This is a genomic window from Mesorhizobium sp. Mes31, from assembly GCF_024519675.1.
GTDB lineage: Bacteria > Pseudomonadota > Alphaproteobacteria > Rhizobiales > Rhizobiaceae > Mesorhizobium.
In genome coordinates this window covers 1-13,892 of sequence record NZ_JALJRL010000023.1, presented here as the reverse complement: position 1 = coordinate 13,892, position 13,892 = coordinate 1, and the positions used below count along the sequence as shown (strand labels likewise).

The 13,892-nt window shown below is 62.1% G+C and carries 18 protein-coding genes; 13 read left to right on the top strand and 5 right to left on the bottom strand.

The window, feature by feature from the left end; all coding sequences use genetic code 11:
* The first annotated feature begins 212 nt into the window (after positions 1–212).
* The 12 genes from NR193_RS28220 to NR193_RS28165 all read left to right on the top strand — a co-directional run bounded on the left by NR193_RS28220 (position 213) and on the right by NR193_RS28165 (position 8,339).
* Positions 213–575, top strand: a complete 363-nt coding sequence (locus NR193_RS28220; protein WP_256753982.1) for a hypothetical protein — start codon at positions 213–215, stop codon at positions 573–575.
* Between the two features lie 159 nt (positions 576–734).
* Positions 735–2,153 carry a multicopper oxidase family protein gene (locus NR193_RS28215; RefSeq protein ID WP_306280625.1) on the top strand — a complete coding sequence of 473 codons (1,419 nt, stop codon included), beginning with the start codon at positions 735–737 and terminating at the stop codon, positions 2,151–2,153.
* 59 nt (positions 2,154–2,212) lie between these two features.
* Positions 2,213–2,653: a DUF411 domain-containing protein gene (locus NR193_RS28210; RefSeq protein WP_256753980.1), complete on the top strand. Its 441-nt coding sequence runs from the start codon at positions 2,213–2,215 to the stop codon at positions 2,651–2,653.
* 169 nt (positions 2,654–2,822) lie between these two features.
* Entirely contained in the window at positions 2,823–3,425 is a 603-nt protein-coding gene (locus NR193_RS28205) for a DsbE family thiol:disulfide interchange protein (RefSeq protein ID WP_256754051.1), read from the top strand.
* On the top strand, positions 3,422–3,946 hold the full coding sequence (locus NR193_RS28200; RefSeq protein ID WP_256753979.1) for a TlpA disulfide reductase family protein: 525 nt from the start codon (positions 3,422–3,424) through the stop codon (positions 3,944–3,946). Before NR193_RS28205 ends, NR193_RS28200 begins: the two co-directional genes overlap by 4 nt.
* Positions 3,947–3,960: 14 nt before the next feature.
* A complete protein-coding gene (locus NR193_RS28195; protein ID WP_256753978.1) occupies positions 3,961–4,287 on the top strand; it encodes a hypothetical protein in 327 nt (108 codons plus the stop codon).
* Positions 4,287–5,021 carry an SCO family protein gene (locus NR193_RS28190; protein WP_256753977.1) on the top strand — a complete coding sequence of 245 codons (735 nt, stop codon included), beginning with the start codon at positions 4,287–4,289 and terminating at the stop codon, positions 5,019–5,021. Before NR193_RS28195 ends, NR193_RS28190 begins: the two co-directional genes overlap by 1 nt.
* Before the next feature lie 62 nt (positions 5,022–5,083).
* Positions 5,084–5,881 (top strand): DsbA family protein, encoded by a 798-nt coding sequence (locus tag NR193_RS28185; RefSeq protein WP_256753976.1) that lies wholly within the window; start codon positions 5,084–5,086, stop codon positions 5,879–5,881.
* A 12-nt stretch (positions 5,882–5,893) separates the two neighbouring features.
* Positions 5,894–6,628, top strand: a complete 735-nt coding sequence (locus NR193_RS28180; protein WP_256753975.1) for a cytochrome c biogenesis CcdA family protein — start codon at positions 5,894–5,896, stop codon at positions 6,626–6,628.
* A 21-nt stretch (positions 6,629–6,649) separates the two neighbouring features.
* Positions 6,650–7,210 (top strand): hypothetical protein, encoded by a 561-nt coding sequence (locus NR193_RS28175; protein WP_256753974.1) that lies wholly within the window; start codon positions 6,650–6,652, stop codon positions 7,208–7,210.
* A gap of 155 nt (positions 7,211–7,365) precedes the next feature.
* On the top strand, positions 7,366–7,674 hold the full coding sequence (locus NR193_RS28170) for a DUF982 domain-containing protein (RefSeq protein WP_256753973.1): 309 nt from the start codon (positions 7,366–7,368) through the stop codon (positions 7,672–7,674).
* A 71-nt stretch (positions 7,675–7,745) separates the two neighbouring features.
* Complete coding sequence (locus tag NR193_RS28165) at positions 7,746–8,339, top strand: SOS response-associated peptidase (RefSeq protein WP_256753972.1); 594 nt, start codon at positions 7,746–7,748, stop codon at positions 8,337–8,339.
* Between the two features lies 1 nt (position 8,340).
* Here NR193_RS28165 and NR193_RS28160 read toward each other — a convergent pair whose 3' ends face one another.
* A complete protein-coding gene (locus tag NR193_RS28160; RefSeq protein WP_256753971.1) occupies positions 8,341–8,616 on the bottom strand; it encodes a hypothetical protein in 276 nt (91 codons plus the stop codon).
* 104 nt (positions 8,617–8,720) lie between these two features.
* Positions 8,721–9,476 carry a hypothetical protein gene (locus NR193_RS28155; RefSeq protein ID WP_256753970.1) on the bottom strand — a complete coding sequence of 252 codons (756 nt, stop codon included), beginning with the start codon at positions 9,474–9,476 and terminating at the stop codon, positions 8,721–8,723.
* A gap of 83 nt (positions 9,477–9,559) precedes the next feature.
* On the opposite strand from NR193_RS28155, the gene NR193_RS28150 reads away from it, so the two are divergent.
* Positions 9,560–10,096: a hypothetical protein gene (locus tag NR193_RS28150; RefSeq protein WP_256753969.1), complete on the top strand. Its 537-nt coding sequence runs from the start codon at positions 9,560–9,562 to the stop codon at positions 10,094–10,096.
* Between the two features lie 1,008 nt (positions 10,097–11,104).
* On the opposite strand, the gene NR193_RS28140 is transcribed toward NR193_RS28150, so the two are convergent.
* From NR193_RS28140 to NR193_RS28130, 3 genes are read right to left on the bottom strand one after another with little or no spacing between them, the layout of a single operon-like run.
* Positions 11,105–11,302 (bottom strand): DUF1289 domain-containing protein, encoded by a 198-nt coding sequence (locus tag NR193_RS28140; RefSeq protein WP_256753968.1) that lies wholly within the window; start codon positions 11,300–11,302, stop codon positions 11,105–11,107.
* Between the two features lie 2 nt (positions 11,303–11,304).
* Positions 11,305–13,311, bottom strand: a complete 2,007-nt coding sequence (locus NR193_RS28135; protein WP_256753967.1) for a cation-translocating P-type ATPase — start codon at positions 13,309–13,311, stop codon at positions 11,305–11,307.
* Between the two features lie 17 nt (positions 13,312–13,328).
* Positions 13,329–13,604, bottom strand: coding sequence for a metal/formaldehyde-sensitive transcriptional repressor (locus NR193_RS28130; protein ID WP_256753966.1), 276 nt, complete (start codon positions 13,602–13,604; stop codon positions 13,329–13,331).
* Positions 13,605–13,892 lie beyond the last annotated feature (288 nt).

Below are 13,892 nucleotides of genomic sequence, written 5' to 3'. Positions count from 1 at the left end.
TTTTATCGCGACGACGGGTCTAGGCGAGGGAGACGAGTGAACGGCTAAGGGCGCGATAGCGAGTCCTTTCGCGAATCGATTGCTTACCATCACATCTCGGCGAGTGGGACTGTTTCAATGTCGCAGTCTCTTGTTTTGACTTGCCAAATGCACATTTCGAGGCCAGCCTGAGGGCTATGATGGCATGCTCGTCGCCAAAACACGTCCTTGTCATGCTGCTCGCGGTCTTTCTGACTGCCGGGTTTAGCTTTTCTGCCGCTCGGGCCAGCGTCATGTCGGCCAAGATGACGATGATGACCGGCAGCGGCATGACCATGCCCGCCGACGTCAGCATGGCCACCGGTTCCGCCATGAATGGCGATTGCAAGGCTTGCCTCAAGGGCGCGAGCGACAACGGCAACCCGATTCACTGTCCACCGGTATGCGTCGCACCTGTCCTGGCTGTGTTGCCGCAAGATCTCGCCATGAGGATTGTTCTGCGGGCGCAGCAGCCATCGGCGCTACCAGCCCCGTTCCTGCGCGGGCGAAGTTCCGTGCCCGACCCATTCCCTCCAAGACCCATCGATCTCGTCTGAGGCTGGTTCAGCCGTCCTGCGGCTGATTTCTGGCGTTTGATCATCCGCTGCGCGCGTTTGCTCGGCGGGTGCGGACAGCAATCAATCGATGGCCGCCGATGGCCGCCATCGATTGAGATCGCGAAGGGCACAAGGGTGAAGTCCGATTTCAGTCATTTCATGTCGCGCCGCGGATTTCTCGTTGCGGCGGCAGGTGTTGCCTCGACAACCCTGTCTACAGCGAGGTCACTCCGGGCATCCGAGCTCGATAACCGCGAGCTGAAGGCAGCACACGGCCGTGCCAGCCTTGCTGGTCCGGATAGTCCCTGGACCGCTGTCTGGGCTTATGACGGGACGGTGCCCGGCCCGACACTACGCGTGCAGCAGGGCAGGCCGGTTCGCATCACGGTCCAGAATGGGCTCTCCGAGGACACCACGGTTCACTGGCATGGCATCCGGCTGCAAAATGCCATGGACGGTGTGCCCGGCCTGACCCAAGCACCGATCAAGCCGGGAACAAGCTTTGTCTATGAGTTTACGCCGCCCGACGCCGGTACCTTCTGGTACCACCCGCATGCCGACAGCCTCGTGCAGCTTGGCCGCGGCCTTGCCGGGACGTTGATCGTCGAGGAGGCCGAGCCTTTTGTTGTGGATCGCGACCTCGTGTGGATGCTCCAGGACTGGCGGCTGACGGGCGATAGGCAGATCGCCGCCGGCTTTGGCAGCGCGATGGATGCAGCCATGTCCGGTCGCGTGGGCAACTTCGTCACCATCAACGGCACAGTGCCGGCCGACCAACTGGTGAAGGCGGGCGAGCGCGTCAGGCTGCGGATTATCAACGCCTCGCTTGCCCGCATCATGGCACTGCGCTTCGAAGGCCATCACCAGATCATTGTGGCGATCGACGGCCAGCCCTGTGACCCGTACGAACCGGAAGACGGCCGTCTGGTTCTCGCACCTGCCATGCGCATTGATGTCGTGATCGACATGCAGGGCGACCCGGGCAGCCGTCATGCCGTGACAGACGAATTTTATGAGGGCCTCGCCTACACGCTGACCACGCTTGCTTACGACGACGCGCCGCCGCTGCGCACCCATCCTCTCGACGCGCCTGTCGACCTACCGCGCAATCCGCTGCCGGAACCCGACCTTGCCAATGCCGAACGCCAGCAGATGGTGTTGCAGGGCGGCATGATGGGTGGCGGCAAGCTCGCTGGCGTCGGCGGTATGATGGGCATGGCGACACCCGGCATGAATGGTACCGCTGCGTGGGCGATCAACGACATGTCGATGACTGGCGACGGCCACGCCGGCATGGCGCCGCAGTTCACGCTGAAACGCGGTGCCACCTGTCATCTCACCATGCGCAACGAAACCGCCTGGTGGCATCCAATGCACATCCACGGTTTCAGCATGCTGGTGCTGTCGCGCAACGGCTCGCCGGTGCCGCACCGGCAATGGCAGGACACGATGCTGCTCGCCCCCAAGGACACGATCGAATGCGCCTTCGTCGCCGACAATCCCGGCGACTGGATGCTGCACTGCCATGTCGCCGACCATCAGATGGCCGGTCTCATGACGGTGTTTCGAGTCACCTGATTCCTTCGCTAATCGCTGAACCTTTTCGCCAACCAACCAATGAACCAAGGAGAACTGCAATGAAACGGACTTACTGCCTCGCCGCCTTCGCTGTGGCGATCGCTATGCCGCTGCCTGCGGTTGCGGCGACGATCAACGCGGTGATCTACAAGAACCCGCAATGCAGCTGCTGCGAATCCTATGCCAGGTATCTGGACCACAACGGCTTCAAGGTCGACATCAAGCCCGTCAACAACCTGTCCCAGATCAGCAGCGATGCCGGCGTGCCCGCCGATCTCGAAGGCTGCCACACACTTATGGTCGACGGCTATGTCGTCGATGGCCTGGTACCGGTCGATATCGTCAAGAAACTGTTGACCGAACGGCCTGCCATCACCGGCATCACGCTGGCCGGCATGCCGACCGGCGCTCCCGGCATGGGTGGCGAGAAGGCTGGGACCTGGACGATCTACGCTTTCACGAAGGACGGCAAAGCACCTACCGTTTACGCAACAGAGTGAGGCATAGCGATGATGGCCAATATGTCCGATTGCCCTGCCAAAACCTGGCTGGCCATGACGTTTCTGTCCGTTGCGGGCTTTCTTGTCCTAGTAGTTCTGTTGCTCACAGTGGCAGCGCTCGCAAGATATGTGCGAACGGGGCAGGGAATCACATTTGGCCGGTGGCATGATGACCCGCGGTGACATCCTTGGATCAGATCGGCCGGCCAGCAGGCCCGTTTGGCGGCGGCTGCTGGTGGTCCTGCCTGTGGTGGTTTTTGCAGGGCTCGCCATTGTGCTTGCCTGGGGACTTACCCGCAATGCGTCGGACATTCCGTCGGCGCTGATCGGTAAGCCGGTGCCCGCCTTCAGCCTGGCACCTGTCCAGGGACGCACGCTCGGCTTGTCGAGCGGCGACCTCCGGGGCGAGGTTTCGCTCGTCAACGTCTTTGCGTCGTGGTGCCTCGCCTGCCGCGAGGAGCATCCCGTGTTCATGCAGCTGGCGGCAGGCGGCAAGGTGCCGCTCCATGGCCTCAACTACAAGGACAGGCCCGATGACGCCGCGAGATGGCTCGACACGATGGGCGATCCCTACACGCGTACTGGCGCGGACCTCAACGGCCGCGCTGCCATCGACTGGGGTGTCTACGGCGTACCGGAAACCTTCGTGGTGAGCGCCGACGGCCAAATTGCCTACAAGCACATCGGCGCGGTGACGCAAGAGGCACTTGAGAAGACGATATTGCCGCTGGTCGAGCGCTTGAGAGCCAAAGCGAAGGAACGGCAGCCATGAGAATGCTTGCTCTCGCCGTCTTGGGCGCCTTCGTGGCAGTGACGCAGCCCGCATTGGCCGTCGAGCCGCCGCAGAATTTTGCCGTTCATGAGGCTCCAGTGCCCCTGCCGGAAATCAGCTTCGAGGACGCCGACGGCCGGCCGAGAACACTCGCCGAATTTTCCGGCAAGGTCGTCTTGCTTAACATCTGGGCGACATGGTGCGTCCCCTGCCGCAAGGAAATGCCGACCCTCGACCGGCTGCAGGCCGAGGTTGGCGGACCGGGTTTCGAGGTCGTCGCGCTGTCGATAGATCGTAGCCCGGACATGGTGAAACAGTTCTTCACTGAGATCGGCATCGCGCATCTCGCCCTCAACATCGACAAATCGAGCAAGGCAATGTTCGCGCTCGGCGTCTTCGGCCTGCCGACAACCTTGCTGATCGACAGCAAGGGCAAGGAAGTCGGTCGGCTGATCGGACCGGCCGAATGGGACGCGCCCGACATGGTCGCGTTCATCCGCCGCCATGTCGCCGCAGACTGAGAAAGGAAAATGAGATGACCGCTACGGAAATGACCCGAGCCAAGGACTCGCCCAGTGGCGGCTTCGCTATCCGGAACTATCTCGGCGGCCGGCGCGGCCTGATCGCTGCAGGCGCGGTCATTGCCATTGCCGGCCTCGCCTTCAACTGGACTTGGCTGGTCTCGGTCGGCGTCGCGCCGCTGCTGCTCAGTGTCCTGCCCTGCGTCGCCATGTGCGCGCTTGGCCTCTGCATGAACAGGATGACCGGCCGCGGCTGCTCGACCGAAAATGTTGCCCCAAACGCCGACGGTGACAGCGATGGCGCCAAGGCAGTGCCCGTCAATCCGAAGGGCAATAGGTGATGCTCGTCCGGGTCCAAAACGGGCCTAAGGCTCTGTCGCCGGGCATGCACCCGCTGCGCAGCCTCATCGCACTGACGGCGCTGGTTTTCAGCTTGGTCCATAGTGCGGAAGCGCACTCGCTGGATGAAGTCGACGCGATGCTTCAGGGCGACGAGAAGTATTTCCAGTCGATCGACAAGCCTGCGCCCGATTTCACGTTGCGCACCGCCGACGGGCGCGTCGTGCGCATGGCCGATCTGCGTGGCCAGGTCGTCGTCCTCCACTTCATCTACACATCGTGCCCGGATGTGTGCCCTCTCCATGCCGAGAAGATCGCCGAGATCCAAACGATGGTAAACGGCACGCCGATGAAGGATCAGGTCACCTTCGTGACCATCACCACCGATCCGACGAGGGACACGCCGGACGTGCTGCGCAAATATGGACCGGCGCACGGGCTCGACACGGCCAACTGGCTGTTCCTGACCACGACCCAGGATCAGCCAGAGGACACGACCCGCACACTGGCGCAAGCCTTCGGCCACAAATTCACCCTCACCGACGACGGCTATCAGATGCACGGCACCGTCACCCATCTGATCGACAAGGAAGGTCGCTGGCGGGCCAATTTCCACGGCCTGAATTTCGCGTCGGTCAATCTGGTCACCTTCGTCAACGCGCTCACCAACGATGTCGAGCGTCCGCACCATGAGCAGGACGAAGGCTGGCTGGCGAAACTGAAAGACCTCTTTTGACGCCGTTTTCATCGGCGGCATGCCGACCCAACCGCCTTAACGGATAACAAGGAGAGACGCACATGATCAGCAGGGTAAAACAGGCAAATCGATGCGGGGGCTGGCTTGTCCGCACGCTTCTGCTTGCTGGAGTGACGGGATGGTTGCTGCTCAACCCGGGCTTTCAGGGCGCGCAGCGATCGGCGATCGCTGCCGGTGAAATGTCCCAGGACCAGTTCGACCAACGGGTGCACGACTACATCATCGCGCATCCCGAGGTCATCATGGAGGCGATACAAGGGTTGGAGGCACGCCAGCGCGAGGCCGATGCGGCCGAGGCAAAGGCGACGCTTGCGTCGCGTGCCGACGATATCCTTCGAGACAAGCAAAGCCCCGTTGGCGGCAACGTGGAAGGCAACGTCACCATGGTCGAATTCTTCGACTACAACTGTCCCTATTGCCGCCAGGTAGCACCTATCATGGCGCAAGCCGTCGCCGACGATCCGCAACTCAAGATCGTCTACAAGGAATTCCCCATCCTCGGCCCGGCTTCCGTGTTCGCGGCCAAGGCAGCACTCGCGGCCGACCGACAAGGGAAGTACGTGGAGTTCCACAAGGCGTTGTTCGGCGCCAAGACACGGGTGACCGAGGCGGTGGTGCTCAAGGTCGCGGCCGAGGCAGGCCTCGATGTCGCGCGCATGCAGACCGACATGCAGAAGCCCGAAATCCAGGCGTCGATCGACCGCAATATGGAACTGGCCCAGGCGCTAAAAATTACCGGAACGCCTGGTTTTATTGTCGGGGATCAGATTTTTCCCGGCGCCACCGATCTTGAGACGATGAAAAAACTGATCGAGCGGGCGCGGGGCCTGCAGAAATGAGGTAGCTGATCGATGCCCGAACTCTCCAACATCGGCGTGCTGACCGCGTTTGCGGCGGGCATCGTCTCGTTTCTCTCTCCCTGCGTGCTGCCACTGGTGCCCGGCTATATTTCCTATGTCGCCGGTCGAACGCAGACTGACGGGCCGGCCGATTGGACGGCCCGCTTGTCTGCGGCGGGCCTTAGTTTGTGCTTCGTGCTCGGGTTCTCGACCGTCTTCATTGTGCTCGGCGCCAGCGCCACGGCGCTCGGCCGGTTGCTGCTCAGCTACCGCGTCGAGCTAAATCTTGTTGGCGGCGCCATCGTCATCCTGTTTGGGCTGTTCCTGATCGGCCTCGTCCGACCGGGCTGGATGATGCGCGAAGCGCGGTTTCATGCAGACTTTCCCGGCGGACGCGCGATCTCCGCTTACGCTCTCGGCCTTGCCTTCGCCTTTGGCTGGACACCTTGCATCGGTCCGATCCTCGGCTCGATCCTGACCGTGGGTGCCGCCTCCGCCACGATCGCCGACGGCGTCGCCTTGCTGGCGATCTATTCGCTCGGCCTTGGCGTTCCGTTCGTGCTTGCCGCGCTGTTCACCGACAGCCTGGCACGGCGGCTGAAAGCGATGCGCCAGGCGGGCCGGCTGCTGCAACCGGCCGCAGGCGCAATCATGGTTATCATGGGGCTCGCCATGGTTACTGGGCAGATGTCGACATTCTCGTTCTGGCTGCTCCAGCAGTTTCCCATATTCACGCGCATCGGCTGAAGGCCGAGAAAGGAGTTTTCGATGACCACTGTTTCGAACTTCGCAAGCAAGGCGCTTCGCCTGGGGATCGCTGTCGCTGGCCTGATCGTCCTGCCTGGCGCAAACATCGCAGCGGCCTCCGACGATCCGGGTCTCGCCAGCCGTTTCGAGGAACTCAGCAAAAACGGCAACAGCTCGTGCTCGGCCAAATTCACGGACTCGATCGCCACCATGCCGACGATGGCGCGCATCAAGGGCTCCTGCTGCAGCCCGATGGACCTGAAGCGCTATTCCGATCAGACGCAGGGCCTGACCAAATACCGCGACATCGTGATCATCCCGCAGGACCCCTACGACATTCCGGCGGCGACGGCGCAGCAGGCGGCGTCTTATTACGATCTGCAACTCACTGGCGATGAGCAGAAGGCCTACGACTACGCAATGGCCAACTCCAACGAGAAAGGCCCGTGCTGCTGCCAATGCTGGCGCTGGAAGGTGTATGGCGGGCTGGCGAAATACCTGATCCACGAGCACGGCTTCGCCGGCAAGCAGATCGTCGATGTGTGGAACCTCTCCGACGGTTGCGGCGGTGGGGCCGGGTGAGAAAGAAGGTACGGATAGCGGGCGTTTCCCCGCGCAGCCTGGAAGCGGTGTGAGATCGAGAGTCGTGTGTTCAACCGCACTCGACGACTCTCCGCGTCGTGGACCCTCCGAAGGCCGAGGTCACAGGTTCTTCGGCTCGCACTAGCTGGGAACCTTTGCTTCATCTCGAATTGAGTTGCGTTCGGGTTTGGGAGGGTTCCGTGCAAGACCAGCGATTTGAAAAGCCTGTGCATGTGGCGCTCGGCAGGTCGAGGAACACTGTCTTCACCGTGGACCGGGTAGCCCAGGCAGCGGACATCTTGTTGAACCGATGGCCGGCGATAACCGGCAAGAAACATGTCGCTGCCCGCAAAGCCTGCCTTGGCGTGCTTGAGGGCCTGAAAGAAACCCGCGACGCCCGCAAGGCCTTCGTTGAGGCCGCAAAGGAGGCAGACATCCTCGTTGAGCGGGATCCGTTTCGTTGAGCGCCGATCCGCTTTTCATCGTGGCCCTGACTGCCTTACTGTAGACAGGTCGCCCACGTCCGGAGCCTCCCATGTGCAACGATTACGAACAGCATGTCCTCTGGGCTGAATATTGCCGGATGATGGCGTCGCTGGCACGTAAGATGCCAGCGCACCAGACCGAACTCGATCTGCCACAGGCTGATGACGTCCGCATCAACGACCCGGCGCCGATAATGCGTGCTGGAGACGACACGATCGAACTGACATCGATGACGTTCGGATTTCCGCCGACCGGACCAAAAGGCGGGCCTGTGTTCAACTTCCGCTCCGAAGGCCGGCAATTCGGAAACAGCAACCGCTGCCTCGTTCCGGCGTCCGCGTTCTTCGAATTCACAGGCACGAAATATCCGAAGGCGAAACATCGCTTCACTCTCAACGGCTCGCCGTTCATGGCTGTCGCGGGGCTTTGGCGTGAGGCAGTCGGCAACAAGGCGCCCACCTTCACCATGCTGACGACCGATCCCGGACCGGATGTCGCGCCGTATCACAATCGTCAGGTAGTGGTCCTTCAGCCGGAGAATTGGGCGGCCTGGATCAATTTGACAAAGCCTGAGGCCGAGCTTTTGCGGCCGCTTCCCGCCGGATCGCTCTCGGTCGAGACAGTTCGCCCCGAAAGCTCGTGACCTAGCTGCGTAGTATCTCCGGCACTCTGAGTGGGCCGAGATCGAGAACTGGCGTGTATTCGCCCGTGCGGCGCCAGACGCCCCGCACCTTTCCATGCTCCCGATCCCGCCTCGGATCGAACCTCAGCCCATCGAAGTGATCAAGAAAGGCCTCTGCAGATACGGCATCATTGAAGCAATGAAGCCGATAGATTTCATATTTGCCATTCGGCCATATCGCCTGCACATGCCGCGTCTGGTGCTTAAGCCCCTGTTCCTGGCAGAAGTTCGCGATCATGGTGAAGTTCCGGTCCGTGCAGAGGTCATCCGGCAGCGCAACCTGGTGTGGCCAGTCCCGGTCGATGACCGATGGCGTCGGTGAGCCCCGACTGCGCTTGACCACTATTCGAAATGCATTGACTGGCCGCGCATCATTGCCAGCGTCAGGGCGATTGCAGGATTTGCCGGCGGTCTCTCCATGTGCAAGGAGCCGTCGAAATCACGCCATGCCGCCATGCGCAATTCATCACCGTCATCGCTGGCCGCCGGGTCGAAAACGTGGGCATCACAGGGATCCCGGTCAATCTCGATTGTCCAGTCCTTGAGCGCCTTGCGAGCCATCTCTTCGACTTGGGCAAGGTCGCTGGTGAAGAAGGGGATACGGTCTCCATCGTCCGAAAGCGGCTCGACCCGATCCAGCGTCGGCCGCTCGGGAACCCAACCGAGAACGAAGGCGATATCGAAATCGATCTGGCGGTCCGGGCCGGTCGTGATCTCCAGCCGCTTGACGACCTCAGGATAGAGCTGCTTCCGTTCTGGCCAGGTGTCTGGAATCGCCTCGGCTTGCAGCTTCGTGCGGGGAACGTTGATCAGTTCCATGACCTGATGGTGCGGAACTTTGTCCTCCGGCCAGCCCGCACAACATGCCGCCGCCGCAGCCTTGTCGGCCTCTATCCAGACTGCCGCAGCTAAGTCCTCGTCCTCGGTAGGCTTGTCGTCATCGGGAAAGCCCCTGATATCCCAGCCTTCCAAGGCGAACAGTCCTTCCGCGCCTTGCAGAGCCGTAATGCCGGCCCGTGCGAAGACTGCTTCGGCTGCCGCGATGCCGCGCGCGAGTCCCTGGGGTGTTGCATTCTCTATGTTCAAGCGAAGTTCCATGGTTCGCCTCCTGTTGGGCTGAGGCTGCCAATGTGAACAAAAAGAGAACGACGAGTCAAGCTTGCCCTTGACGAGAGAGGAATATGTTCCTTATTTCCGTTGGTCTTGAGCAGCAAGGAACCATGGCTCGGCGTCAAATCGCGCTGGCCGGCGAAGCTATGGCAAAAACAGCGGAAGACAATTTTCGGATCGAGGTTTGGGATCGCGACGAGCAGGCCCTATCCGAAACCATTTCGCGTCCCCCCGATTCAACGGTGAGTCAGGCGGCCTGGCAAGCTGCCATCCGGCGCCGGCCGGGCATGTTGCTGATCCACTACAACAGTCGGCATGTGATGGAGAAAATCCTGACACCAGGCGAGGTCAAGATCCCACCGCGGGCCATCATCGATGGCAGCGTTCACGCTGGCCTGGATGTTGCGCTCGGCGATCTTCGTGAGTGGCATGTGTTGCGGGCTTGGTGCAGATCCTGTTCGCACCATGCAACGGTAAAGCCAGCCGGCCTCATTGAGCGCTATGGAAAAGGCGCTCTGTTCAGTTCGGTCGAGCGAGCGCTCTTCTGCACAAGTTGTGACAGGGGAGGGCCTGTCAGGCTGGAAATTCACAAGCTGCCACGCAATTGAGGGCTGAAGGATGCAAGACCTCATCGATTTCGTCCAGGCCAACTCGGCGCTGGGTTGGACAATCCTATCGCATCGTCGCCGATCAGCGGCCGGACTGTCGAGAAGCGGAACTGCGCGCGATTTTGGCCGGTCAGCTTCCATCCTGACGCAAAACATGCGGACCGCCGCGGACGGGGACAGTCGGTCCCGCGTCCCGTCCTGCGGCCGGCGCTATGCTGACGCTCCTACGGCTGTCCCGTTCACCGCCCGCGGCGGGGGCGAATTTCCTCCGTCCTACGCGCGACAATGATCCGCTGTTGCGGACGCGCGCAGGACTGCGGCTTATACGCCGTTCTTCCTTAGAGCGCCGCCGGTCGCCGGCGCGGAGAACGATGAGACATGGCACTGAACCACCGCAATTGTCGCGATCTGACCCAATGTGACCTGAAGAGATCTTCGAGCGGGTTGAGGTTGGCGTCTATATCTCGTCAAACCTGGGCGATGGTGCCGCAAAGGAGTTCGTCGCCAGCCCGAACCAGTAGCACTTCGAGCCCGATCTCGGCGGGAAGGTGCTGAATGAGTTCGATCATTATGCCGCGATCGAGGCTGCCTCACTTCGCTCCTGCGTCGCCACCTTGTCACTGTTGAAAGTCGGCTAATTTTACACGGCTATAATCTGTCCCTTGCAACTATGGTACGCCTGACCTGATCTCCCTTGGCCCGACGGCGCTAGCGCAGCGCGCCTGTAACTCGCGCCGGCGGTTCTCAGGCGCGACGGGGCGTCACCTTCCGGAGAGCGTCCAATGCACCCACCATCGGGCACAATCTTGCGCGCGAAGGTCGGCGTGGAAGCATGTGGGCCGCCCGCGGGAAGCGAGGGCGCCGCCACAGTTGGGAGGAGCGCGATACCCAGGGCGGGGCTTCTCCATCGGTGGTGCGAAGAACGACAGATGGTCCGCTCCCGGCTTCGTCCATGAAGGACGATTTCCCCTGTCTCCCACTTGCACCGTATTGTTCTTGCCGTCGCCATTATTGAGGAGGCCTTGGGGTCTTGCGCGCGGCCAGCTTGACCTCGCGCCGGCGGCGTTCAGCCAGGATCTGGCGACGCCGGTGGTCGGTGAACTTCCGCCACTGGCGGATTTCAGCCGTGGTGCGGAAGCATCCGACGCACAGGTCGGCCTTGCGGTCGAACTGGCAGATGTCGAGACACGGCGATGCCACGGACACGGCTACGCTTTCACAGGTTCGGGCCTGAGTTCGGACGCCGCCGTGACCGTCTTCTCCGGCGTCGGCAAGAGGCGAGCCGAGTTGAGGATGAACACCAACTCCGAGACGACATGGATGCCAGCAGCGAGCAACGGGTTGAGGAAGCCGAAGGCGGCCAGCGCGATGCCGAGTGCGTCGACGCCGATGGTGCCGGCGAAGTTCTGCCAGATGATGCCCCGCGTTCTCCTTGCAACGGCAAGCGTCTCCACGAAGCGCTCGAGATCGTTACCGAGTAGCACCACATCGGCACTCTCCTGCGCCACGTCGGTGCCCGACCCCATGGCGACGCCGACATTGGCTTCGGCGAGCGCGGGGGCGTCGTTCACGCCGTCGCCCACCATGGCGACGACGCGCTTCTGCGCGACGAGAGCCTGAACGCGCGCCAGCTTGTCCTCCGGCAGAAGTTCCGCCTCGATCTCCTTGATCCCGAGCGCCGTACCGACGGCGGTCGCCACACGCTTCGCATCGCCCGTGAGCAGGACCGTTCGGATGTTCATGCGGTGCAGGGCTTCAATCGCCCTCTTGGCTTCGGGTCGGACTATGTCGGCAACCGCGATGGAGCCCAGCAGGCGACCGTCACGAGCGACAAAGACCTCGGAACCCGCCGTGACGTTCTGTTCAGCGGCCGGCACGATGATCTCGTTCTCCGCCATCCAGGCCTGGTTGCCCACCAAGATGGTGGCGTCGGCAACTTTGGTCATGATGCCACGGCCTGGCGTGTAGGCGAAGCTTGACGGCTCCATGACGGTTCGGCCCTGCTTTCGGGCGTAGGCGACGATCGCCCTGCCGAGCGGATGCTCGGAGCGCACCTCGGCCGTCGCAGCGGCATCGAGGAGTTCATCACCGGTGGTGCCAGCAACGGGTGCGACGTGCTGCACCTCGGGACGTCCGAAGGTCAGCGTGCCGGTCTTGTCGAGCACCACCGTGTCGACATGGCCCAAGGTCTCCAGATGCACGCCGCCCTTGACGATGGCCCCGAGACGAGCGGAGCGGCCGATGCCGCCGAGAATGGCGAGCGGTGTGCCGGCCGCGATGCCGCAGGCGCCGGCGACGATGATCACCGAGATCGTCGAGTAGATGTCGCGCGTGATCAGGAATGTCAGGACGGCGGCACCGAGCGCAAAGTAAACAAGATAACCGGCCAGACGATCGGCCAGGCGCTGTACCGGCGCGCGGGACTTCTCGGCCCGTTCGACCGCCGCGATAATCTTGCCATAGCTCGTGTCACGGCCGATCCGCTCTGCGGCAACCTCCAGCGCGCCGGACTGGTTGATTGAGCCGGCAAACACTTGAGCGCCGGCCGTCTTCTCGACTGGCATGGATTCGCCGGTGATGCGGGATTGGTCGACGAAGGAATGGCCGGAGAGCACAGCTCCGTCAACCGGGATTCGTCCGCCGGGCGCTACCAGAATGGCATCGCCGACCGACAGTTCTTCTGCCGAGACGGACCGGATCGAGCCGGATCGGCGGACTGAGACCTCACGCGGCAGGAAATCGAGAAGATCGCGGATCGCCTTGCGGCCGCGGCCGACGGTCAGGCCTTCCAGCACCTCAGCGACCAAAACGAACAGCGTGATGACCAGGGCCGTGAAGAATTCGCCGATGGCGGCCGCCGCGACAATGGCGATTGTCATCGACAATTCCATCGTCATGCGGCGCTCAACGATGTTCTCGAAGGCTTCCTTGAGAATCGGCCACCCTCCGATCAGAAGGCCGACGCCGCCGATGACGCTCACTGCTGGGAAAGGCTCCCAGACGCGGAGCCACACCGTGGCCGCCGCGATCGCGACCAGGGCGATGCGGGCAGCCTCCTGCCATTCAAAGGGATGGTCGTGATCATGCCCGTGTTCATGATCGTTCTCATCAGGATGGTGGTCATGATCGTGATGATGCGAAGCATCCGGAACGATCGTAGGCGCTTCGGCGGCATCGGCCAGCGTTCGCTTCTGGGTGATATCCTGGACGGCCATGACGGCAAACTCCGTTGTTACTTGAGGTAGGCGCGCACGACATCGATGAGTTCGGCGGCGCCTTCGTTGCGTTCTTCCTGGGCCAGGTCGTGGTCGGCGACATGCATCAGGATGTGATCCTCGACCACCTCCGCCATCAGGCCGTTGATGGCGCCGCGTACGCCGGCGATCAGTTGCAATACGTCGGAGCAGCCTTTCTCGTCTTCGAGCGCCCGTTCGACGGCTTCCATCTGGCCGCGGATGCGCCGCACCCGGTTCAACAGCTTCGTCTTCTCGCGGGTCGTATGCGACATTGGAATTCCTTCTTTCTAAGATGTCAAATAGTATACCCCCCTATCATATGCAATCCCGAACAAATCACGTCGTCGATGTCGAAATCGATGCATGTCGAAGTCGGTGCGGCGGTCGTCAACGATAATTGTTCGAGGGGAAAGCCTTCCCCTCGGCCGAGCTAAGGTCTCGGCCGGCCCCTTCTGCGGGGGAGACCCCGCAACGCCCCCTGAGAGTGAGAGTGCGGATGGGAATTCCGTGACGGGTTGAGAGCTGGAGGAGAGGCCTCCGGCGCCCGTCGCGGAGAACCG